This window comes from Salinigranum salinum (assembly GCF_009176545.1).
Taxonomy (GTDB): Archaea; Halobacteriota; Halobacteria; order Halobacteriales; family Haloferacaceae; genus Salinigranum; species Salinigranum salinum.
On sequence record NZ_VTOJ01000001.1, the window covers coordinates 1,715,287 to 1,735,459 of the forward strand.

21 protein-coding genes and 1 pseudogene are annotated in these 20,173 nt (G+C 69.5%); 11 read left to right on the forward strand and 11 right to left on the reverse strand.

What is annotated here, in order from left to right; genetic code table 11:
- Nucleotides 1-62: 62 nt before the first annotated feature.
- From FZP69_RS08185 to FZP69_RS08195, 3 genes are all read right to left on the reverse strand, one after another.
- Nucleotides 63-1,352 (reverse strand): glycosyltransferase, encoded by a 1,290-nt coding sequence (locus tag FZP69_RS08185; protein WP_192918509.1) that lies wholly within the window; start codon nt 1,350-1,352, stop codon nt 63-65.
- Nucleotides 1,353-1,427: 75 nt separating this feature from the next.
- Nucleotides 1,428-2,762 carry an isochorismate synthase gene (locus FZP69_RS08190; protein ID WP_152040834.1) on the reverse strand — a complete coding sequence of 445 codons (1,335 nt, stop codon included), beginning with the start codon at nt 2,760-2,762 and terminating at the stop codon, nt 1,428-1,430.
- A 215-nt stretch (nt 2,763-2,977) separates the two neighbouring features.
- Nucleotides 2,978-3,568, reverse strand: coding sequence for a sulfite oxidase-like oxidoreductase (locus FZP69_RS08195; protein WP_152040835.1), 591 nt, complete (start codon nt 3,566-3,568; stop codon nt 2,978-2,980).
- 295 nt (nt 3,569-3,863) lie between these two features.
- On the opposite strand from FZP69_RS08195, the gene FZP69_RS08200 reads away from it, so the two are divergent.
- From FZP69_RS08200 to FZP69_RS08210, 3 genes are all read left to right on the forward strand, one after another.
- Nucleotides 3,864-4,073, forward strand: a complete 210-nt coding sequence (locus FZP69_RS08200; RefSeq protein ID WP_152040836.1) for a DUF7120 family protein — start codon at nt 3,864-3,866, stop codon at nt 4,071-4,073.
- A 128-nt stretch (nt 4,074-4,201) separates the two neighbouring features.
- Nucleotides 4,202-4,480: a UPF0058 family protein gene (locus FZP69_RS08205; protein WP_152040837.1), complete on the forward strand. Its 279-nt coding sequence runs from the start codon at nt 4,202-4,204 to the stop codon at nt 4,478-4,480.
- 25 nt (nt 4,481-4,505) lie between these two features.
- Complete coding sequence (locus FZP69_RS08210; protein ID WP_152040838.1) at nt 4,506-6,209, forward strand: rhomboid family intramembrane serine protease; 1,704 nt, start codon at nt 4,506-4,508, stop codon at nt 6,207-6,209.
- A 3-nt stretch (nt 6,210-6,212) separates the two neighbouring features.
- Here FZP69_RS08210 and FZP69_RS22470 read toward each other — a convergent pair whose 3' ends face one another.
- Together FZP69_RS22470 and FZP69_RS08215 are read right to left on the reverse strand one after the other, a co-directional pair.
- Nucleotides 6,213-6,362 (reverse strand): hypothetical protein, encoded by a 150-nt coding sequence (locus FZP69_RS22470; RefSeq protein WP_192918510.1) that lies wholly within the window; start codon nt 6,360-6,362, stop codon nt 6,213-6,215.
- 109 nt (nt 6,363-6,471) lie between these two features.
- A pseudogene (locus FZP69_RS08215) lies at nt 6,472-7,089 on the reverse strand (METTL5 family protein); the annotation flags it as partial.
- A 441-nt stretch (nt 7,090-7,530) separates the two neighbouring features.
- Here FZP69_RS08215 and FZP69_RS08220 point away from each other — a divergent pair.
- Entirely contained in the window at nt 7,531-8,484 is a 954-nt protein-coding gene (locus FZP69_RS08220; protein WP_152040840.1) for a transcription initiation factor IIB, read from the forward strand.
- Here the strand turns inward: FZP69_RS08220 and FZP69_RS08225 are convergent.
- A complete protein-coding gene (locus FZP69_RS08225; protein ID WP_152040841.1) occupies nt 8,448-10,127 on the reverse strand; it encodes a flippase activity-associated protein Agl23 in 1,680 nt (559 codons plus the stop codon). The two genes, FZP69_RS08220 and FZP69_RS08225, sit on opposite strands and share 37 nt — an antisense overlap.
- 144 nt (nt 10,128-10,271) lie before the next feature.
- Between FZP69_RS08225 and FZP69_RS08230 the strand changes: the two genes are divergently transcribed.
- The 3 genes from FZP69_RS08230 to FZP69_RS08240 all read left to right on the forward strand — a co-directional run bounded on the left by FZP69_RS08230 (nt 10,272) and on the right by FZP69_RS08240 (nt 11,831).
- Nucleotides 10,272-10,769, forward strand: a complete 498-nt coding sequence (locus tag FZP69_RS08230) for a universal stress protein (RefSeq protein WP_152040842.1) — start codon at nt 10,272-10,274, stop codon at nt 10,767-10,769.
- 131 nt (nt 10,770-10,900) lie between these two features.
- A complete protein-coding gene (locus FZP69_RS08235; protein ID WP_152040843.1) occupies nt 10,901-11,242 on the forward strand; it encodes a 2Fe-2S iron-sulfur cluster-binding protein in 342 nt (113 codons plus the stop codon).
- 103 nt (nt 11,243-11,345) lie between these two features.
- Nucleotides 11,346-11,831 (forward strand): DUF6194 family protein, encoded by a 486-nt coding sequence (locus FZP69_RS08240; protein WP_152040844.1) that lies wholly within the window; start codon nt 11,346-11,348, stop codon nt 11,829-11,831.
- 337 nt (nt 11,832-12,168) lie between these two features.
- On the opposite strand, the gene FZP69_RS08245 is transcribed toward FZP69_RS08240, so the two are convergent.
- The 3 genes from FZP69_RS08245 to FZP69_RS08255 form a co-directional block, all read right to left on the reverse strand.
- Nucleotides 12,169-13,344, reverse strand: coding sequence for an MBL fold metallo-hydrolase (locus FZP69_RS08245; protein ID WP_152040845.1), 1,176 nt, complete (start codon nt 13,342-13,344; stop codon nt 12,169-12,171).
- Between the two features lie 107 nt (nt 13,345-13,451).
- Nucleotides 13,452-14,441 (reverse strand): ornithine cyclodeaminase family protein, encoded by a 990-nt coding sequence (locus FZP69_RS08250; RefSeq protein ID WP_152040846.1) that lies wholly within the window; start codon nt 14,439-14,441, stop codon nt 13,452-13,454.
- 268 nt (nt 14,442-14,709) lie between these two features.
- Nucleotides 14,710-14,955: a hypothetical protein gene (locus FZP69_RS08255; RefSeq protein ID WP_152040847.1), complete on the reverse strand. Its 246-nt coding sequence runs from the start codon at nt 14,953-14,955 to the stop codon at nt 14,710-14,712.
- Nucleotides 14,956-15,189: 234 nt separating this feature from the next.
- Between FZP69_RS08255 and FZP69_RS08260 the strand changes: the two genes are divergently transcribed.
- The 3 genes from FZP69_RS08260 to FZP69_RS08270 all read left to right on the forward strand — a co-directional run bounded on the left by FZP69_RS08260 (nt 15,190) and on the right by FZP69_RS08270 (nt 18,594).
- Complete coding sequence (locus FZP69_RS08260; RefSeq protein WP_204959933.1) at nt 15,190-16,713, forward strand: MFS transporter; 1,524 nt, start codon at nt 15,190-15,192, stop codon at nt 16,711-16,713.
- Between the two features lie 589 nt (nt 16,714-17,302).
- On the forward strand, nt 17,303-18,076 hold the full coding sequence (locus tag FZP69_RS08265; RefSeq protein ID WP_152040848.1) for a hypothetical protein: 774 nt from the start codon (nt 17,303-17,305) through the stop codon (nt 18,074-18,076).
- Between the two features lie 2 nt (nt 18,077-18,078).
- On the forward strand, nt 18,079-18,594 hold the full coding sequence (locus FZP69_RS08270; RefSeq protein WP_152040849.1) for a hypothetical protein: 516 nt from the start codon (nt 18,079-18,081) through the stop codon (nt 18,592-18,594).
- Between the two features lie 39 nt (nt 18,595-18,633).
- Here the strand turns inward: FZP69_RS08270 and FZP69_RS08275 are convergent, their stop codons facing one another.
- Both FZP69_RS08275 and FZP69_RS08280 read right to left on the reverse strand, forming a co-directional pair.
- A complete protein-coding gene (locus FZP69_RS08275) occupies nt 18,634-19,077 on the reverse strand; it encodes a DUF3054 domain-containing protein (RefSeq protein ID WP_152040850.1) in 444 nt (147 codons plus the stop codon).
- A gap of 56 nt (nt 19,078-19,133) precedes the next feature.
- On the reverse strand, nt 19,134-19,784 hold the full coding sequence (locus FZP69_RS08280; protein WP_152040851.1) for a class I SAM-dependent methyltransferase: 651 nt from the start codon (nt 19,782-19,784) through the stop codon (nt 19,134-19,136).
- A gap of 110 nt (nt 19,785-19,894) precedes the next feature.
- Between FZP69_RS08280 and FZP69_RS08285 the strand changes: the two genes are divergently transcribed.
- On the forward strand, nt 19,895-20,143 hold the full coding sequence (locus tag FZP69_RS08285; protein ID WP_152040852.1) for a helix-turn-helix domain-containing protein: 249 nt from the start codon (nt 19,895-19,897) through the stop codon (nt 20,141-20,143).
- The last annotated feature ends 30 nt before the right edge of the window (nt 20,144-20,173 follow it).

Genomic DNA, 20,173 nt, shown 5'->3' on the forward strand with positions numbered 1-20,173 from the left:
CGGTGTCGTCACGAACGGGCGTGGTCGGTCGGCTCTCTAGTGTATGTCGCGGCCGTCGCCAGCTACCGGACGGACGACAACACCCCACGGGCCCAGCGGAGCACCTGCGCGGGACGCCAGACGAGTCGTTCGACGGCCGCCGTCACGAGGAGCGCCCGTCGGTCGGCGGCGTCGTACGCGCCGACTCCCGTTCGCGTCCCGAAGACGGCGACGGCGGCACCGAGCGGGCCGGCGACGATCACGCCGATCACGAACACCCAGAGCGTCGTCGCCGACACGGCACCGACGATCCACGCGAACGGGACGAGGACGTACGCGACCCCCTCGACGAGGGGCCAGAGGATCTCGCCGAACAGGACGTACGGCAGGCCGACGGTACCCGCGCGTCCGTCAACCCGCCGCCCGACGAGATCCCGGTTGCGTGACAGCGTCTCCGCGGCGCCGCCAGCCCACCGGCGCCGCTGGCTCGTGAGCTCCGCCACCGTGGTGGGGACGGTCGTCCACGCGACGGCCGTGGGGACCTGGACGACCCGTGCGTCGCGACCGACGTCGCCACAGTAGCGTCGCAACTGGAGCGCCATCTCGAAGTCCTCCGTCCCGACGTCCGCGAACCCACCCACGGCACGCAGGAGTTCGGTCCGGTACAGCGAGGACGCACCGGGTGGAACGACCATGCAGCCCGCGCTGGCCCGACCGAGCTGCCGACACGACGCCTGGAGCACCTCCAGCGCCTGAAACCGCTGAAACCACGACCGCGGTAGCCGCCACTCCGCGGAGTCGTCGCGGATCGTCGCGGCGTCGGTCACCTTCAGGAACCCACCCGCCGCGACGACCGCATCGTCCGCGAACGGGGCCGCTAGTGCCGACAGGTACCCTGGTTCGACGACCGTGTCACCGTCGACGACGCCGAACAGCGGCGTCTCACAGCGGTCGAGTGCCGCGTTCAGCGCGGCGGGCTTCCCGCAATTGTCCTGTCTGCGGACCGTGAGCGGCTGGTCGGGGGCCTCGAACCACTGTCCGTCTGCGTCCGGGCCGGTCGGAACCAGGCCGAACCGTTCCGCGACGGCCTCGAACGTCCCGTCGGTGGAGCCGTCGTCGACCACGACCACCGACACCGGGTGTGACCCCGACAGGAGGGACGTCACCGTCCGTTCGACCGTCTCGACCTCGTTGTACGCCGAAACGGCGACGGTGACCGGCAGGTCCGTCGTCGCTGGCTGCGCGTTCAGCGACCGCTGTCGCTCTCGGACCCCGGCGACGGACGCCAGCAGGTGGACGACTGCCCAGACCGCGTAGTACGAGACGACGGTCAGGGTGACGAACCGAAGCACGACGATCGGAGCTGTGGCCACATTCACTGTCTCACGGTCGGCGACGGGGATTACACTGTCGCCCGGTTTCACCGTCGGAGGACCCGTCCCCCGGCCTCACCCGTCGGCTTCGAGTTCGTCGAGGATGGGTCGGTATTTGAGCTGGACCTCGTCCCACTCGCGGTCGGGGTCGGAGTCGGCGACGATGCCCACGCCCGCGAACAGCGTCACCGTCTCGGGAGTGGCCACGGCCGACCGGAGCGCCACGGCGAACGAGCCGTAGCCGGCGGCGTCGATCCAGCCGACGGGGGCGGCGTACCACCCCCGGTCGAACGGCTCCGTCTCGCGGATCGTCGCCAGCGCCTCCTCGGGCGGGAGCCCGCCGACGGCGGGCGTCGGGTGGAGCGCCTCGACCAGATCGAGGACGTGGTAGTTCCGCCCGAGTTCGGCGGTGATCGGCGTCCAGAGGTGCTGGACGGTCGCCAGCCGGCGGACCTGACGCTCGCCCGTCGCGACCGACGCCGCGAACGGAGCGAGCTGCTCGCGGATCGTCTCGGCGACGAGGTCGTGTTCGTGGACGTTCTTCTCGGAGGCCATCAGCTCGCGGGCGAGCCACTCGTCTTCGGCGGGGGTCTCGCCCCGACCGGTCGTCCCGGCGAGCGCGCCCGTCTCGACGGTCCGCCCGCGCACGGAGACGAGTCGTTCGGGCGTCGCCCCGAAGAAGCTCGTCTCTCCCGTGGCGGGTTCGACGAGGAAACGGTGGCAGTCGGGGTACTTCTCGCCGAGTCGCACGAGCGTGTCCGACAGCGACAGCGACGAGGCGAGACCGACCTCGAGCGCCTGCGCGAGCACCACCTTGCGGAGGTCGCCGGCCCGGATCCGGGAGACGGCCGCCTCAACCCCCTCGCGCCAGTCGTCGAGCGCGGTCGTCCGGGTCCGCGAGCGGATCCCCGGCCGCGGGCGCATCGGCGCGTCGGTCAGCGCGGTGAGTCGGTCGCGTTCGGTGTCGAGTCGCGATTCGACGGCCTCGACGGTGGCGTCGGGTCCCACGGCGTTGACCGTGAGCCACGTGCCGTTGTCGGCGTACGTCACCTGGACGCGGGGGAAGACGAAGCGGGCGTCGGGAAACGCACGCCAGGGGTCGCGTTCGGCACCCTCGTCGTGGAACGCGAACCCGCCGAACAGACGGGGGCGGGCCGCCTCGGTCCCGGCGTGGACGTCGCCGGTCTCGAACAGCGCCTCGGCCGCCTCGCGGATGCGGGTGAACCTGTTGGGTCCCTCGGCCGTGACGGTGGCCGCGGCGCCGCTCCCGACCACGGTGGCCTCGTTCGGTGCGCTCCAGACCGTCCGCGGTCGTGTCGCCGTCTCGAGGACGGCCCGGAACGGTGGCTCCCGAATCCGCACCGTCCGACTGACGAGACCCTCGACCTCGCCAGTCTGTAGCGACTCCATCGTTCGCTCCTCGGGACCACGTACTCTTGTACCTGACTATCGGTCGATTCCGTCCCCGACACACCGTCTCGCGTGGCGTTCCCCACCGTGTCGGTTCGCAGCGGTTCGTCGTCGAGCGCGTCACGGCAGCCCCGAGGGACGGAACACGTCAGCTCACGAGACGGGACGACCCCTGTCGGGAGTGGGACGAAACGGTGGCGGACCGGCCGCCGGACTCAGGCGTAGCGCTCTTCGGCCCAGGGGTTCGCCGTGTTCGAGTAGCCACGCTTCTCCCAGTATCCCCGTTCGGGTTCGGTCAGGAACTCGACACCCGAAACCCACTTCGCGCCCTTGTACGCGTACTTGTGTGGCGTGACGACGCGGAGCGGACCACCGTGTTCCGGGGGGAGTGGCTCACCGTCGTACTCGGAGACGAACAGCACCTCCTCGCGCATGCAGTCGGTGAGCGGGAGGTTCGTCGTGTAGTCGTCCATCGCGTGGAACATGACGTGGACGGCGTCGTCGGTGACACCGGCGGCCTCGGCGACCGCGGGAAAGGTGACGCCCGTGAACTCGCAGTCGAACTTGCTCCAGCCGGTGACGCAGTGGAAGTCCTGCCGCTGGGTCTCGCACGGGAGTTCCTGGAACGCCTCCCACGAGAGCGAGAGCGGGTCGTCGACGGCACCCCACACCTCGAACTGCCACTCGTCGCTGTCCCACCCCGGTGTTCCGGACTTTGAGAGGACGGGGAACCGACTCGTTTCGCGCTGACCCGGCGGGAGGCGTTCGTCGCCGTACGTCCGGTAGAGGTCGGTGACGTCTTTCATACCGGCGAGTGGGACGGGACACACCTATTCGTACCGACTCGGTGTGGACGGTGCCGTGTCGATCCTGGGATCGACTCGAGCCTGCGACGCCCCTCGTGTCCGATCCACGCCGTGTCCGGTCTCCGTCTTCTCCGGTCTTCGTCGTGTTCCAGACGGCTCGAGGGCGACGACGTGTTCCCGAGGGAGCGACGAACGGGCACGAACAGGTACCGAACGGCGGGTTTCGAGCCGTCACGGTGGACGGACAACCCCCGCCAGAATTAAATAGGGCCCCTTCAAACCCCCGGACAGTCAGATGCCCAAAGTAGAGATAACTGTCCCCGAACACCTGGAGATGCAGATCGCACAGATGGTCGAACAGGGGGAGTTTGTCAACCGCGAGGAGGCCATCGAAGAGCTCCTCTCGACGGGGCTGCGGGCGTTCAAGACCAGCGGCCCCCTCGACGACGACCAGGAGTTCCAGGACGACGGGATGATGGGTCACGAAGACGAGTACGTGTTCTGACGACTCTCCGGGCCATCCCGTTCAGCAGTCCCGCGAGACCGCGAGGGGCGGCGAACGACTGAGAGCCCGCGTCCCCGTGTCAGTCACCTCCCAACAACTCTTAAACGGGACTCGCTCGTATCTCCGGTATGCACAAAGACGAACTGCTGGAGCTGCACGAGCAGCTCGTGGTCATCAAGGACCACTTCAAGCGGCGCGAGGAGGTCCCCGAGGGCCTGTTCGACGAGTACGAGGGTCTCAGCGTCGATCCCTCACACGTCCACAAGTCGAAGAGCGAGCACAAACACGCCGTCTTCGTGCTCGGCAGCGCGCTCGCCTCCGCCATGAGCGACGACGAGTTCTCCAGCGCCGGCCGGGTCGGCAAGCGCATGGAAGAGCTCGCCGAGGACGCCGAGTCGAAGCTCTGAGACGCCCGGCGTCCGTATCCAGTCGATGCCGATAGCCCTGCAGCTCACCCCACCGTCAGTCCCCCCCTGGCTCCCACTGCAACAGCTCGCCGTCCTGGTGGCGGTCGTCGGGTCTCTCGTCGCCGTCTGGTACGTCGAGCGGCCCGGTGGCCAGTGGGGCCGCCGGCTCCGGCGCCGGCTCCTCGCGGGTGTCCCGTGGGGGACGCTCGTCGTCGTCGCCGTCGTCCTCGGCTTCTACCTGTTCGTCCAGGGCGGCCTCGACTACTGGTTCTCGCCCGTCGTCATCCCCTTCCGGGCGTGGTCGTACTTCTACCCGCTCGGTCTCCTCGCCTCGGGGCTCGCACACGCGGGCCCGAACCACCTCCTCGGCAACCTCGTCGGCACGCTCGTCTTCGCTCCTCTCGCCGAGTACGCGTGGGGCCACTTCCCCAGGCGACGCGGCTCCTCGTCGTTCTCGTCGTGGCGGACGAACCCGTACGTCCGGGCGTTCGTGCTGTTCCCCGCCGCGGTCCTCCTCGTCACCGTCCTCACGTCCGTCTTCGCCATCGGGCCCGTCGTCGGCTTCTCCGGTGTCGTGTTCGCCTTCGCCGGCTTCGCGCTCGTCCGCTACCCGGTCGCCACCGTGGTGGCGCTCGTCGCCGGACGCGTGGTCGGCCTGCTCAGAGCCGCGTTGCAGACCCCGACGCTCGAGGCGAAAGCCCAGCCCACGTTCTCGACGCCGTGGTGGGCCGAGATCGCCATCCAGGGCCACGCCTTCGGGCTGTTCGTCGGCGTGCTCCTCGGCGTCTGGCTGCTCCGTCGGCGGGGCGACACCCGCCCGCCCGTTGCCCGGACGTGGGCCGGCGTCCTGCTGTTCGCCGTCTCGCAGTCGCTCTGGGCCGTCTACTGGTTCCGCGGAGGCGACACCTTCGTCCTCTTCCGCGCGCTGGGGGTCGTGCTCGTCTTCGCGCTCGCGACGCTCGTCGCCCTCACCGTGACGGCCTCTGATCGTCCGCTGTTCGAGCGCGCCGTCAGCGACGGGGGCGAAACCGGCCTCCTCGCGCTCCCCCGCTGGCAGTGGGGTGTGGTGCTCATGGTCGTCTCGGCGTCGGCGCTCGCCGGCCCCGCGGTCCCGGTGAACCTCTTCACCGCCTCCGACGACCCGCTGCCTGGCGACCCGATCCAGGTGCGTGACTACGAGGTGACATACGCGGAGGACGTCACCGACGGGATGGTGGCGGCCGTGAACGTCAGCGCCTTCGGCGAGACCACCGCCGTCAACACCTCGGGGGTGATCGTCCGGAGTCGCGAGCGCGGCATCTGGACGACCGCCGTCACCGAGGGACGGTTGGCGTTCGCCGGGCGGACCGCCGTCCGCGTCGGTGGTGTCGGCTGGCGCGAGACGGTCGTCGTCGAGCGGACCGGGTGGACGGTCACGGGCGGCGGCGTCGCCTACCGGATCAACGCGACGCACGACGGCGAGACGCGGACCATCTACCTGTCTCCCCCGGCGCAGGCCTCGCCGATCGTCGGCGGTCGGAACGTCTCTGTCGTCGCCGAACCGACGACGTTCGTCGTCGAGGTGTCGAGGAACAACGAGACGGTCCGCGCGCCCATGCCGGCGGTGAACGAATCCGTGACGCTCGACGGCGTCGAACTCCGACGGACGGAGAAGGGACTCGTCGCGGTGTTCGAGGAGACCAGAGTACAGATGGCCAAGCCCGAGACGTATCGCGGCCAGCGGGAGTAGCCGTCACCGGCGCGAGTCGGTTTCGCCGGAGTTCCGTGTCGTCGTCTCGTCGGTGACGTCCTCGTCCGTGTCGACCGTCTCGTCGTTGGCGTCCAAGCCGTCGTCCTCGTCCCGTCCCGCGACGCTACCGGCCGCCGTCCTCGTCGCCTGCACCGTCCTCGTCGCCTGCACCGTCCTCGTCGCCTGCACCGTCCTCGTCGCCGACACCGGGGCTCCGGTTCCCATCGTCGGCGACGGTCCCGTCCCGGTTCGCCGTGCCGTCCCAGACGATCCGGTACACTTCGGTACGGAGTTCCCTGCGCTCCTCCTCGTGGAACTCGAACTGCCGGTCGAGGTCGAACGTCGCCTCGAACGCGTGCGTCACTTCCCCGCCGTTGTCGGCGGCGAACGCCTCGACGAACTCCCGACTCCCCGCGTTGTGGATGGAGTAGGAGACGTCGGCGACGTCGGCGGCCGTCGCCAGGAACGCGCGGTCGGTGTGTTCGTGACCGCGCTGGGCGCCGAACGGTGGGTTCATTACGACGGTCGTCCGTTCGGTCGTCCGGAGCGGACACCGCGTCGCGTCGGCCTGTACCCAGTGGATCGGCGTCGTCGTCCCCACGCGGATCCGGTTGGCGCGGGCGGTCGACAGCGCCTCGCGGTCGACGTCGACGCCGACCACCCGCGCCGGGCCGCGCAGGGCCGCCCCGAGTGCGAGCATCCCGGTGCCGGTGCCGAGATCGACGACGGTGCGCCCCTCGACGTCACCGTTGAGGTCGGCGACGTGGATCACGTGGGCGGCGAGTCCGGGCGGCGTCGGATACTGTTCGAGCGAGACCCGCGGGTCCTCGAAGCCGGCGACGACCGCGAGCTGCGTCTCCAGTGCGGCCTTCGTCGCCACGGCTACACACCTCCCGTCGTCGTGGTCGACGGCTCGGAGCGGGGGGAGAGCTGCCCGCGTCGGCCGACTCCGGGCGTCACGTGCGCTGACCGCCTCATGAGGGGGACTATCACGAGTTATCGTAAAAACCTCCCGCATGTGTACGAGTAATCTCTCGGGCGCGGCCGTGCTCGCCGCCCACCGAACCGACACACACTGATACGGTTCGACCGCCCACGCAGACGTGGGGACACACGCTCCTGGTCCCGTCCCTCGTGTCCCCACCCCTGCTCGCTCCGGCGAATCCGTCGGCTGTGTTCCGACACGACTCTCGCGGACGGCCGACACGCTCGAATCGGTGAACGGCGGGGGTCCGAGACGGCGTTCGATCGCACTCGACCGAGACAATCATCATAATTCTGTTACAAAGGTTTAAATTTACCCCTCACCACAAACCTTATAATGGAACGTCCGAGTCGGCAGCGTCAGCGCGAGCAGGCATCGGAACAGGAGTCGGGCGAAGAGGTCGTCTGTCCTGAGTGTGACTCGGAGAACATCGTCACCGACGCCGATCAGGGTGAGTTGGTGTGTGACGACTGCGGGCTTGTCCTGGACGAACGGCAGATTGACCGGGGACCGGAGTGGCGAGCGTTCAACCACTCCGAACGCCAGTCGAAGTCCCGCGTCGGCGCGCCGATCACGGAGACGATGCACGACCGGGGACTCACGACGACGATCGACTGGAAGGACAAGGACGCGTACGGGCGGTCGCTCTCCTCGGAGAAGCGCTCGCAGATGCACCGCCTGCGCAAGTGGCAGGAGCGCATTCGAACCAAGGACGCGGGCGAGCGCAACCTCCAGTTCGCGCTCTCGGAGATCGACCGGATGGCGAGCGCGCTGGGGGTACCACGGTCGGTCCGCGAGGTCGCCTCCGTGATCTACCGACGTGCGCTCAACGAGGACCTCATTCGCGGCCGCTCGATCGAGGGCGTCGCCACGAGCGCCCTGTACGCCGCCTGCCGACAGGAGGGGATCCCCCGGTCGCTCGACGAGGTCGCCGAGGTCTCCCGAGTCCCACAGAAAGAGATCGGTCGGACCTACCGATACATCTCGCAGGAACTCGGTCTCGAACTCAAACCCGTCGATCCCAAGCAGTTCGTCCCGCGCTTCGCGAGCGCCCTGAACCTCTCCGAGGAGGTCCAGGCGAAGGCCACGGAGATCATCGACGTCTCCGCCGAACAGGGGCTACTGTCGGGGAAGTCGCCGACGGGGTTCGCCGCCGCCGCCATCTACGCCGCCTCCCTGCTCTGCAACGAGAAGAAGACCCAGCGCGAGGTCGCCGATGTCGCCCAGGTCACGGAAGTCACGATTCGTAATCGCTACCAGGAACAGATCGAAGCGATGGGCTTCCGCTGACGCGAGTTCGGACGCGAACGCGGCGGCAGCTCTGACTCCACCGACGACGACCGGACGAACACGACGACCTCGCGGTTCCACAGTCCCAGCCGGTAGCGACTGCGCTCGTAGCCCGAGAGCCGTGCCCCCACGGAGTCGGCCAGCGTGGGTTCCGTGACGACGACCGGCGGCGGGGCCTCGGGGACCGCCGCGTCGGACGGGAGGCTCGTCGCCGTCCCGCCTTCGCGGGCGACGTACCACGGGAGCGGGAGCCGCGCGCCCCACCCCGGCGGGACGGGTGGCCCGTCGGCTTCGCTCCACCGGGCGGTGTGGAACCGGTCCCCGTAGTACAGCACTGTCGGATCCCCGTCGGTCGCCGAGACGTTCGCGGCGAACGGCTCCAGGTCGTCGGCCGGCTGTGCGTACTGCGCGAGCGCGTCGTCGGGCGTCGACTCCCCGTAGACGTCGTCGGCGAGGACGCCGCCGACCTGTGCGACGCCCGCGACGACCACCAGGAGCACTGCGGCGACCGCCGGGGCGTCGGCGCGTGTGACGACCCTCCGGGCGTAGCTGTAGCCGCGCCCGGCACCGACTGCCGTCGGCACCGCGAGCGGGACGACGACGTGGACGGCCGTCCAGGGCGCGTCGACCTCGGCGACCGCCGGGAAGACGAGCGCCGCGAGCGCGGCCCACACGGCGAAGAAGACGACGACGCCCCGATCGTCGCCCGCGTACCGCTCGTGGAGGGAGCCACCGATGCCCAGGACCACGGACGGGAGTGCCGCCACGAGGAGCGTCCGGCCGAGCGAGACGACGAACGGCAACAGCGGGTGCGTCGCGCCGTCGTCGTACCGGGTGGCGAGGCGGACGGAGAAGAAGCGTGTGGGCGCCTCGTCGAAGACGAACTGCAGGACTCCCGGCAACGACGCTGGGTTCCAGAGGCTCACGCCGCCACCGCGCGGGGCGAACAGGACGACGACGGCGACGACGAAGAGCACGAAGAGACGCGCGAGGAGCGTCGACCGGTCGCGGAGTCGGTCGACGAGCCCGGCGACCGACCCGACCGACACCCGGTGAGGACCGTACACGACGACGGCGGCACCAGACACACAGGCGACCGTCGCGACGACGAACCCCGAGGCGGCGACAGCGGCGGCGACAGCGACGACCGCGGCGTACGCGAACCCGCGACGGCCCGTGTCGACTGCACTGACGACCAGGACGCAGGCCGAAAACGCCGCCGCGGCCAGGAGGAGGTCGCCACGGAGGACGCGGGAGTAGTAGAGGAGCGGCGGCGAGACGGCGAGGACGGCCGCGAGCAGGACGGTCTCGGTGTCGCGGAGCCGCCCCCGTAGACCGAGCGCCGACAGGGGGAGCAGGCCGCCGACGAGCGCGACGGGGAGCCGAGCGGCGGCGTCGGTCGCGCCGAACAGCGCGAACGACGCGCGGGCGAGGTGGTACGGGAGCGGTCCGCCGGCGACCGGGCGGTATTCGAATGCTCCCGTCCGGGCGAACCGGAGCGCCCAGACGCCGACGCGTGCTTCATCCCAGTGGAACGGCCGGTCTCCGAGACCGACGAGGCGGGCGAGGAGGGCGAGGAGGGCGACGACCGCGACGGCGACGACGACGGCACGGGCGGTGTCGACGCGGTCGGCGCGGGACATGGCTCGTCGTGCCGACGCGGGCGGCAGAAACGTTTCGATTCGGCACGGACGCCGCCGGCGGATCGACTGATGGCGACCGACTCGCTCTCCCGACTCGTGAGAAGCGCACCAACACCTAAGCCCCGCGGCGGCGACTTCACGCACATGTACGACGCTATCCTCGTTCCGACCGACGGCAGCCCCGCCGCGGAGCGCGCGATCGACCACGCCGTCACCTTCGCCGAGACGTTCGACGCGACGATCCACGCGCTGTACGTCGTCGACGTGGCGCTGTACTCGTCGCTGGAGGCCGGCGTCGACGCCGTGATCGAGGCGCTGGAACGCGAGGGTGAGGGGGCCGTCGCGGAGATCGAATCGCGGTGTGCGGCCGCCGGCATCGAGGTGGAGACGACGGTGCTCGTCGGTACGGTCCACCGGGCCATCCAGAAGTACGTGGCCGACCACGACATCGACCTCGTCGTGATGGGGACCCACGGTCGCCAGGGCGTCGAACGGTTCCTCCTCGGGAGCGTGACCGAACGAACCGTCCGGACGTCGGAGGTGCCGGTGCTGACGGTCCGTGCGGACGACGAGCGCGACGTCGAAGGCGAGGCCGCGGCCGACGACGGGGCCGACGAAGGCGAGGAGGCCGACGACGAGTGAGCGACGGTGGACGAAACTGGAGCCGAGCAGAACCGATCGGCGAATGAGGCCAGGGCCGAGACGCTCCGGTCCTCCGACGGCGGCGGGCCTGGAGGTAAAGAGTTTTGCGTCGCTCCACCGAACGCCGCGGTATGACACAGTACACGGTCGAGTTCGTCAACACGGACGAGACCATCACCGTCTCGGACAAACAGACCATCCTCCGTGCGTGTCTCGACGCCGGCATCGCTCAGGAGTACTCCTGTCGTGTCGGGATGTGTCTCGCCTGTTCGGCGGAGGTGCTCGAGGGCGAGGTGACCCAGCCCGCGGCCCACGCCCTCACCGACGAGGAGCGGGAGTCGTACGCGCTCACGTGCATGGCTCGCCCCCAGTCGGACCTGAAACTCGACCGCGGCTCGTACCCGCCGAGCATCGAGACTGACGCCGCCACCGACGGTCCGACGGTCGACTCGACAACGGCCGACGACGACTGAACTCGATCCACCCGCAGACCCGGCTTCGACGGTCGTCACCGACGTCGCCTCCCTCGCCTCCGTCGTCGGCACCGTCATCTCCGCCGGACGCCTGTGTGAGACGATGGACGACGACACGCTCGACGCCGACACGCTCCTCGACCGGGTTCGGGCCCGGTACGACGGCCTCGTCGCACACGACGTGTGGGGCGAACGCGGACTGTTCTACAACCCGGGCGGGAACCTCCCGCGCGGCGCGTACTTCCTGACGGTGAAAGAACGCGATGGCGACAACGACCGCGCCTCGAACCTCGGCCGGCCCGGCGTCTACCGGGTGAACTTCGGTCTGTCGAAGGAGAGCTACCGTGAACGGTTCGACGACCCGCCGGCACGCCCACCGAAGGGTGGTGTCGTCGACACCGGCCACGACTTCGCGGCGACCGACGAGCTCCTGCCCCATCCGGTCTACGCGTGGGCCGGGTGGGTCTGTGTGCTCTCGCCGTCGGCGGAGACCCTGTCGACGCTGTGGCCACTCGTCGACGAGGCGTACGAGCGAGCCGTCGGGACGTACGCTGACCGGACGACGACACGGGACGGGTCACCGATGTGAGTCCGTCCGAGCGACGTAACCGCGATCCGCTCAGCGAGAGAACACGTCGGTCGGGATGCGCACGGCAGTCTGCGACTTCGGACGACTGGTCACGCCCCTCGGCACCGTCTGGGGCGCCCTGGCGGGGACGGTGATCGTCTCAGTTTATAAATTCGTTCGGCCGGGCGACCCTCACCGGTCGCTGGGTCCCGACGCGGCCCCGGGCGGACCGGTGGACGTACCCCCGGAGCTCGTCACGGCGACGGCCACGCTCGGGGCGCTGTTCGCGACGCTGTCGCTGTTCGACCACCGCCACGGGTTCCTCGCGGGGCTCGACTGGACAGTCACCCGGTCGCGACTAGTCCACGTCCGCCGTCCGCGTCGCCGCGCAGTTGTTCGGGCCGAGTTCGAGCTCGAACGACGCCTCGTCGTCGACACGCTCGCGACCGAGGTTCACCTCGATGATCTCCTCGTAGTTCGCCGGGCGTGGAGGCATCGCCGCGAGGACGTGGTCGACGAACTCGTCGGGAGAGAGCGACAGCGCGTGCAGTCGCTCGCGCAGGTCGCCCATCCGCGCGAGGTACGCGCCCGTCTCGTCCGGCCGCGCCGCGTCCGAGAAGTGTCCCGGCGCGACCGTGACCTCGCTGTCGAGCCCCGTGAGCGTCGCGTGCAATCGCCTGGCGGCGTCGGGTGCACCCTCGTCGCCCGCTTCGAGGTCGGGCCGGGCGACGCTCTCGAGGAAGACGGTGTCGCCGGCGAACAGCAGGTCCCCGAGCCGGTAGCCGAGCATCTCGGTCGTGTGGCCCGGGAGGGCGACAGCCGCCAGCCGCGCGTCGCCCACCTGCAGGGTGTCGCCGGCCTCGACGAGTCGGGCGTCGAAGGCGAGGCCGCGCTCGCGCGCGCCGGCGGGCAAGACGACGTCGGCGTCCGCCGCCGCGGCGAGTTCGCGGACGCCGCTGACGTGGTCGGCGTGGACGTGCGTGTCGACCGCCGCGACCAGTTCAGCCCCGTGATCGCGTGCGTCGTCGACGTACCGCTCGGTGAACGCCCGGAGGGGGTCGACGACGAGGGCCTCGTCACCGGAGACCACGAGGTAGGCGAGACAGCCCGAGGAGGGGCGCTGGTACTGGATCACGGTGGCATCGTCGGCATCGAGTTCGACGGCGTGGTAGACGCGGGCCCACCCGCGCATCCCTTCGGCGAGGTTCGCGGCGTCGACTCCTTCCTCGGCGAGGAGTTCGGCGACGTACGCGCTGGCCTCGCCGCGCCCACAGACGACGAGGATCGGTTCGGCGAGCGCCTCGCGCACCTCGCTCGCGAGGTCGTCGACCGCGTCGTTGACGTTCGCTTCGACGAAGCGGTAGTACGGGACGTGGTGCGTGGTGATCGAGTCGCCCGACAGCGGCCACTCTTCGGAGTCGGTCCGGTTTCGGACGTCGAGCACGGACACCGGCTCCCCGTCTCGGAGCCGCGCGGCCAGCTCCTCGGGGTCGACGCTGTCGACGTCGCCCGACGCCTGTGGATACTCACTCATACGAAGCGGTACGCGTGCGGCGGGCAAAAGCGGACGGGCGATCGAACGAGGGGGGGGACGGGGCGACCGGGTGGGTCGAGGTCGAACCGCGGCGACGGGACGCTGACTCAGAACGCCTCGCTCGCGGGGGAGAAGTCGACGGTCGTCCCGAGTCCCCGTTCGCGTGCCCGCTCGTACAGCATGAAGGCGGCGGCGACTGTCTCGATCCCGGTGCCGCCGGAGTCGAAGACGGTGATCTCCTCCTCGGTGGTCCGCCCCTCGACGACGCCGGCGACGATCTCGCCCAGTTCGGCGTGGACGTGGCTCTCGTCGACGACGCCCTCTTCCATCGCGAGGAGGAACGACCCCGCGTCCGTCGTCGCTCGCTTTCGCAGGTCGGGGACGTACGTCGCGCGTTCGATCGTCGTCGCGTCGAGTTCGCGCTTCTCGGCGTGGTACTGCCCCATCGCCGTGATGTGCGTCCCCGGATCGAGCAGGTCGCCGTCGAACACCGGCTCCGTGGCCGTGGTCGCCGTGATAACGATGTCGGCGTCCTCGACGGCCGCCGCCGCGGAGGCGACCGCGGCGACGCTCCCGTCGAGTTCGCGGTCCATCTCGCCGGCGAACGCCTCGCGGTTCTCCTTCGTGGGGGAGTACACCCAGACCGTGTCGAGGTCACGAACCGTGTCGACCGCGCGCAACTGGCCGCGGGCCTGCGACCCGCTCCCGATGATCGCCAGCGAGGTGGCGTCCTCGCGCGCGAGGGCGTCGACGCCGACGGCGCCGACGGCACCGGTCTTGTACGGGTTCATGTGCGCGCCGTCGACTACGGCCAGCAGTTCGCCCGACTCGGCGTCGAACAGCGGCGTGACGAACCAGGCGTCTCGTGCGCCGAACCCCGCGCTATACATGTATCCACCCATCGCGCCGGTGTCGGGGAGCACCGCGCCGTACGTCGTGAGCATGCCGGGCGGATCGTCCGGGAGGAGCTTCGTCCGTGGCTCGGCCGGTGCACCCTCGCCGCGCTGTCGGTAGCCGGCACGGACCGCCTCGACGTACTCCCGCGGGGTCGCCAGTCCTGCGACTTCGTCACTCGAGAGGAACAGCGTCTCGGTCATGTCTACGGAGACGGGACCGAGCGTCAAAACCGTGCGGGACGTGGGCGGCCGACGACTGCACGATCGCACGAGTGGTCGTGACCCTGCTGCCCTGCCTTCTCACCCGACACGACGGTCCAAAGCCACTGGTGTGGGACGTGGATCGTTCGAATCGACGGAGCGGACGGCTCCGGTGTCGGCGCCGTGTCGGGAGCACACGAGCAGAGGGCAGCTGATCGAGAACGGGGAGAACGGGGAGAACGAAGACAGTGAGCGTCGAGAACGACGGTTAGTCGGCGAACTGCGGGGCGGCGTCGGCGGGGTCGGTGGCCTCGACGACAGGTGCGCTGTCGACGATGTCCGTCGGGGCGACGGGGCCGTTGACGAACAGCGCGTGGCCGACGACGAGTCCGGAGACGCCGGCACCGAGCGGAACGGCGGTCGTCAGCCCGATGCCCGTGAGCACCAGCAGTCCCGTGAGACCGAGGAGGGTTAGCGGAATGAGACCGAGCACGTAGTCGTAATATCCAACCATAATACAAGACATACTATGGGTACGGGGTATATAATTCTTTCCCGTGGCCAATCGGTACCACTGGTGTGTTATTTGTAAAAGCCACTCATAACTTATAGAGATATATGGCGGTGCATCGGTTCAGACGCTCGAAATCAATACACTGAGAGCGTAACAACCGACTGACGACTCGGGACGCTGATACTGTTCCGGCGACCCGAAGCGGTAAAAACGGTCCACGGTGTGAGTGGAGGTGTGAACCGGAACGATCGCTCGATCGTCGCGCTCGTGAGCCTCGCGCACGGGATGGTGCACACGTACGAGCTCTCGATCCCCATCTTCGTCTCGATCTGGCTCGTCGAGTTCTCGGCGGTCGATCTCGGCTTCACCCAGGTCGGGGTGACCGCAGCGACGCTGGGCGTGATCGTGACCGCGGGTTACGGACTGTTCGGTGCCGGTTCGCTCCCGAGCGGGGTGCTCGTCGACCGAGTCGGCTCGCGGCGGCTCATCCGCGCGTGTCTGTTCGGGATGGGGGCCTCGTTCCTCCTGCTCGCGGTCGCGCCGGGGCTGGTCGCGGTCACGCTCGCACTCCTCGTCTGGGGGGCTGCGGCCTCCGTCTACCACCCCGCGGGGCTCGCACTCCTCTCGAAGGGAGTCGAGGAGCGCGGGACGGGCTTCGCCTACCACGGGATCGCCGGGAACGTCGGGCAAGGTGGTGGCCCGCTCGTGACGACGCTACTGCTCCTCTTTTTCGACTGGTCGCTCGTCGCCGCGTTGCTCGCGGTGCCCGCGCTCGTCGCCGGCGTCTACGCCTCGCGGGCGGAGTTCGACGAGACCGCCGCGGTCGACACCGTGACGAGTACGGACGGCGGTGAGCGCTCGGATGGAGCGCGATCCTCGTCGGAGGTGGAGTCCGACGGCGGTGAGCGCTCGGATGGAGCGCGATCCTCGTCGGAGGTGGAGTCCGACGGCGGTGAGCGCTCGGATGGAGCGCGATCCTCGTCGGAGGTGGAGTCCGACGGCGGTGAGCGCTTGGATGGATCGCGATCCTCGTCGGAGACGACGTCCGACAGTGGGTCGAAGGCCTCCTCTGGCGTCGACTCGTTCGCCGAGTTCCGGGCCGAGTCGACGCGGCTGTTCGCCGGCGGCTTCGTCCTCGTCTTCGTCGTCGCGCTCTGTTCGGGGCTCTACTACCGCGGGTTCCTCACGTTCTTGCCGGGCGTGCTGGAGTCGATACCCGGCTTCGAGCCGTTCCCGCTCTCCGCGATCCTCCCGGCCGACGTCGCCCGGGCGATCGGTGGGGGATCGCAGCTGATCCGGCCCGAGCGGTACTTCTACGCGAGCCTGCTCGTCGTCGGCGTCTTCGGCCAGTACGCCGGCGGGAAGCTCTCGGACCGGATCCGCGTCGAGAAGGGGATCGTCGTCGGCTTCGGGATGCTCGCGCTCCTCGCCGTCGCGTTCATCCCCGTCGCGGGCGTCGGGGTCGGCCCACTGGCGGTCCTCGGAGCGCTCGTCGGCTTTTTCCTCTTCTTCGTCCAGCCGTTCTACCAGACGGCCGTCGCCGAGTACACCCCGGCGGGCGCTCGCGGACTCTCGTACGGCTACACGTATCTGGGCGTGTTCGGCATCGGGGCGCTCGGTGGTGCGATCGCGGGCGTCGTCCTGACGTACGCGGCACCCGCCGAGCTGTTCCTCGTCCTCGCCGGCATCGGGATCACCGCATCGGGACTGGGACTGTATCTGGTCCGGAACACGGACGAGCGAGTACGAGCCGGGTGACTACGCCGCCCCGAGCCCGGATTCGCCGTCGATCGAGACACTCTCCGGTTCGCTCGAACAACAGTTAATAGCCTCTCGTCGAATATGTCACGTAGTTGCACGTGACACGCGCAGCTCCGGACCGGTCGTCCCGCGCGACGCGGCCGGAGGTCCCCGAGGGCGAGCGTCCGACCCCACAGTAATGACGACCACGACCCGAGAACAGAGGAGGGAGAGACGGCCGAAGACGACGCCGACGCGGTCCGCGTCGACGCCAGCAGACCGGCGAGCGGGGAGACGTGGTCGCGATCGTCCCCTGCAACGACTCCAGCGGAGCCACGGTAACAGAGCCGTGCAGCACGCGATCGAGACGCACCGCCGGGTGAGCGGGAAACCGACGACTCGGGGGATCGACGCCACCCAGGCCGACGGCCCCGACCGACGCGCTCGCGGTGTCGATCAGGCCGGCGACGGTTCCGGCGCTGGCCCCGTCGCCCCGTCACCGGTGCCCGGGCCGTCGGGTCTCGGGCCGACACCGGCGCCGTCGGCTCCGACGGGTGTGAGCGCGGGGGTGCCGACCAATATCCGGGCACCGTCGACGCCGGCGACGATGGCTGCGGACCGGATCCCGCCGCGCGCGGACACCGACGTCCCCGTATCGATCAGCGGATGGTCGATCCCGATGGCTCCCGTCACGCTCTCCATCGACGGTGCCGGCGGGGGGAACGGCTCGGTCACCGTCAACGGCGTCGCCACGGCCTCGCTGACCGCCAGCGCCACGGTGAAGCTGCGTGGAGCCACGCAGACCGCACCCGGGAACGCCGGGAACCTCACTCTGGTCGCCACGCAGGGCGGGACGGAACTCGCCAGAAGCGCCGGGTTCTCCGTCGCGGCGATCCCACGGAACGTCACGATCAGCCACCGGAGTGCGATCAACACGGCCACCAGACGCGGGATGGTCGTCAACACGAGCCTGGAGTCGGACTCCGGCACCGTGGCCGACCTGGACAGGGCGGAGTTCTCCGAACAGGTGCAGTACGGGAGCGGGAGCGGCGTGTTCGCGGGAATCACGGGCGCGAACTCCGGCTACCTGCCGGCGAACGGCACCGGGTACACCGACACGCACGGCGCCCCCGTGAGCCGGATAACCGGGGATGGAGCGATCACGGCCGAGCAGACGTTCATCTTCAAGGACGATCGGACGAGCGTCACGGACGTCCCGATGACGAACTCCGGGTTCCGGATACGGCGGATTGCGACGGCAATACCGCTGACCAGTACGGTCGTCTTCTTGACCTCGAAGTCGGGAGCGGCCACCACGGCCAACGGGTACTCTTCGTCGGCGGGGTCGGGCAGTGCGAGAGAGGTACAGACGGTGCCGTGACGATGTCCGACCGAGACGAGGACGACGAGATACCGGACCACCTCCAGCGATCACCCAACCTGTTCGTACACCGGGCGGACGGGACCGTCGAAGAGGCACCAGCGGCCGATCAGGCGGTGGCCGACGACTACCCACACTGGCCGGACAAGGGACCGGTCGTCGACGGCAAACGGCTCACGGTCATGACCGCGCGGGACACGTACGAGGTGGGTGAGGAGGTCCGAGTGATCCACGCGTTCGAGGCACCGGAACCGGGCGTGGACGTGTACGTGATGGGTCCGAAACCGGTGTACGGCGAACACATCGACGGCACGCTCGCGACGACCCCGCCGCCGGACGGCGACGAGCCCTGGGTACCACAGCAGTACGACGGGGCCGTGATCGCGAGTCCGGCGGTGGACTACAACTACGAAGTCACGACGTACCGGTTCGCCGAGCCGGGCCGGCACGTGATCCGCTGGGAACTCGGCCCGGTGACGTCGAACACGCTGGAGATCACGGTGGTCGAGGAGACGTAGCACGGGAGACCGGGAGCCGGGCGGGGCGAACCCGCCCGATCAGCGCAGTTTGAAGTAGAGCCAGCGCCAGACGCCCAGACCGACGACGCCCACGACGAGCGTGACGCCGAAGAAGATCGCGAGCGGGAGCAGTCGTCCCGCGAGCGGCCCGTTCGAGTCGAACGGCAGGGCGACTCTGAGGGCGACCCCGATGACGTCGGCGACTATCCACGAACGGATCGCGAGTGGGATCGCGGCCTTCGCCGACTCTGCTGCGCCCGCCGAGTACGCCCCGATCAGTGGTGCGGCGACGAGCCACCCGATCAGAAACGGGAGGAGCGTCAGTGCGAGGCCGACCGGGTTCTCGGTCAGATACGCGAAGCCGTTGTGCCGCGCGGTGCCGAGCGACAACAGGATGACGAGCACCAGCACGTCGCCCAGCGCGAGCGGGAGCGCGGCCGCGTCGATGCGCCCGTCCAGGAACGAACCTGTCGAGGTTGCCATACCGGCCCTTCCGTGGCACGCCTCTTGGCTTCCTCGGTTCGTCCGTCCGGAGACGGTCACCTCGGGACGCGTCCGGCGACGACGTAACCGAACCCCGGTTCGACGACGCGTCCCACGAGTCCCTCGCGGTCGAGAAAGCGAGCCAGATCGTTGGGTGTCGAGAAGACGGAGTCGAAGCCGACGACGTCCTCGAGGGTGACGAGTGCCCGTCCCCTGATCGTCGTCGGATCGAAATCCGCCACGACGACGACCCCGCCGGGGGCGACGACGCGCCGAGCCTCGCGAACGAGTGCCCGCTGGTCGCGGACGTGGTGGAGCGCGTCGACCACCGTCACCGCGTCGACGGCGTCGTCCGGGACCGGGAGGTGTGTCGCATCCGCGGTGACACACACGTGCCCCCGGCCGTGGGCGACGCGGAGCATCTCGCGGGAGCGGTCGACGACGACGACGCCGTGCCCCACGTCTCCCGGGTCGACGGTGTCGTTCGGGGTATCGTCGGCGTCCCCGGGTCCATCGGCGACGAGCCCCGACAGCGCCCGGGCCGCCCGTCCGGTGCCTCCGGCGACGTCGAGGACGGTCCGCACCGGGCGGTGCGACAGCGAGAACGCGTTCGACAGGGGTTCGACGCGGGCGGCCGGCATCAGCCGGTCGTACAGCGGGGCGACGCGGTCGAAAAAGCGCACGTCACCGGGACCGTGGTCGAGCATACCCGTCCCTCGTGGGCGAGCGTCGAGAAGGTTGGCCTCGCTCGCCGTGCGAGGTGCGTCTCGCCTGCCCGACGGCAACGTTTTTCTCCCACTGTCGTCAGCATCCATACATGACCAGACCAGGCCGCGCGGGAGACAGAGCCGGGGACGACGACGCCGTGGTTCCGGAGGGAATCGACGCCTCGAGCTCGAAGCTCGTCTATCTCTGTCTCGACGAGGCGAACGGAGCGACGCTCGCGGAGCTGCGGGAGACGCTCGACATGAAGCGTCTCGCGCTGTACAGCATCCTCGGCTCGCTTCGCGAGAGAGGGCTCGTCGAGAAACGGGACGAGACGTACTACGTCGTCGACGTGGACTGAGCTCGCTCGTTCGCCCGAGACGCCGGTGTC

Bases quoted from the DNA above. Each gene is read 5' to 3' on its own strand.
- FZP69_RS08210 (WP_152040838.1), top strand. From the start codon at position 4,506: ATGCCGATAGCCCTGCAGCTCACCCCACCGTCAGTCCCCCCCTGGCTC.
- FZP69_RS08280 (WP_152040851.1), bottom strand. From the start codon at position 19,784: ATGCTCGACCACGGTCCCGGTGACGTGCGCTTTTTCGACCGCGTCGCC.
- FZP69_RS08240 (WP_152040844.1), top strand. From the start codon at position 11,346: ATGGACGACGACACGCTCGACGCCGACACGCTCCTCGACCGGGTTCGG.
- FZP69_RS08235 (WP_152040843.1), top strand. From the start codon at position 10,901: ATGACACAGTACACGGTCGAGTTCGTCAACACGGACGAGACCATCACC.
- FZP69_RS08250 (WP_152040846.1), bottom strand. From the start codon at position 14,441: ATGACCGAGACGCTGTTCCTCTCGAGTGACGAAGTCGCAGGACTGGCG.
- FZP69_RS08270 (WP_152040849.1), top strand. From the start codon at position 18,079: ATGTCCGACCGAGACGAGGACGACGAGATACCGGACCACCTCCAGCGA.
- FZP69_RS08245 (WP_152040845.1), bottom strand. From the start codon at position 13,344: ATGAGTGAGTATCCACAGGCGTCGGGCGACGTCGACAGCGTCGACCCC.
- FZP69_RS08255 (WP_152040847.1), bottom strand. From the start codon at position 14,955: ATGGTTGGATATTACGACTACGTGCTCGGTCTCATTCCGCTAACCCTC.
- FZP69_RS08285 (WP_152040852.1), top strand. From the start codon at position 19,895: ATGACCAGACCAGGCCGCGCGGGAGACAGAGCCGGGGACGACGACGCC.
- FZP69_RS08265 (WP_152040848.1), top strand. From the start codon at position 17,303: ATGGCTGCGGACCGGATCCCGCCGCGCGCGGACACCGACGTCCCCGTA.
- FZP69_RS08205 (WP_152040837.1), top strand. From the start codon at position 4,202: ATGCACAAAGACGAACTGCTGGAGCTGCACGAGCAGCTCGTGGTCATC.
- FZP69_RS08220 (WP_152040840.1), top strand. From the start codon at position 7,531: ATGGAACGTCCGAGTCGGCAGCGTCAGCGCGAGCAGGCATCGGAACAG.
- FZP69_RS08195 (WP_152040835.1), bottom strand. From the start codon at position 3,568: ATGAAAGACGTCACCGACCTCTACCGGACGTACGGCGACGAACGCCTC.
- FZP69_RS08230 (WP_152040842.1), top strand. From the start codon at position 10,272: ATGTACGACGCTATCCTCGTTCCGACCGACGGCAGCCCCGCCGCGGAG.
- FZP69_RS08275 (WP_152040850.1), bottom strand. From the start codon at position 19,077: ATGGCAACCTCGACAGGTTCGTTCCTGGACGGGCGCATCGACGCGGCC.
- FZP69_RS08200 (WP_152040836.1), top strand. From the start codon at position 3,864: ATGCCCAAAGTAGAGATAACTGTCCCCGAACACCTGGAGATGCAGATC.
- FZP69_RS08225 (WP_152040841.1), bottom strand. From the start codon at position 10,127: ATGTCCCGCGCCGACCGCGTCGACACCGCCCGTGCCGTCGTCGTCGCC.
- FZP69_RS08190 (WP_152040834.1), bottom strand. From the start codon at position 2,762: ATGGAGTCGCTACAGACTGGCGAGGTCGAGGGTCTCGTCAGTCGGACG.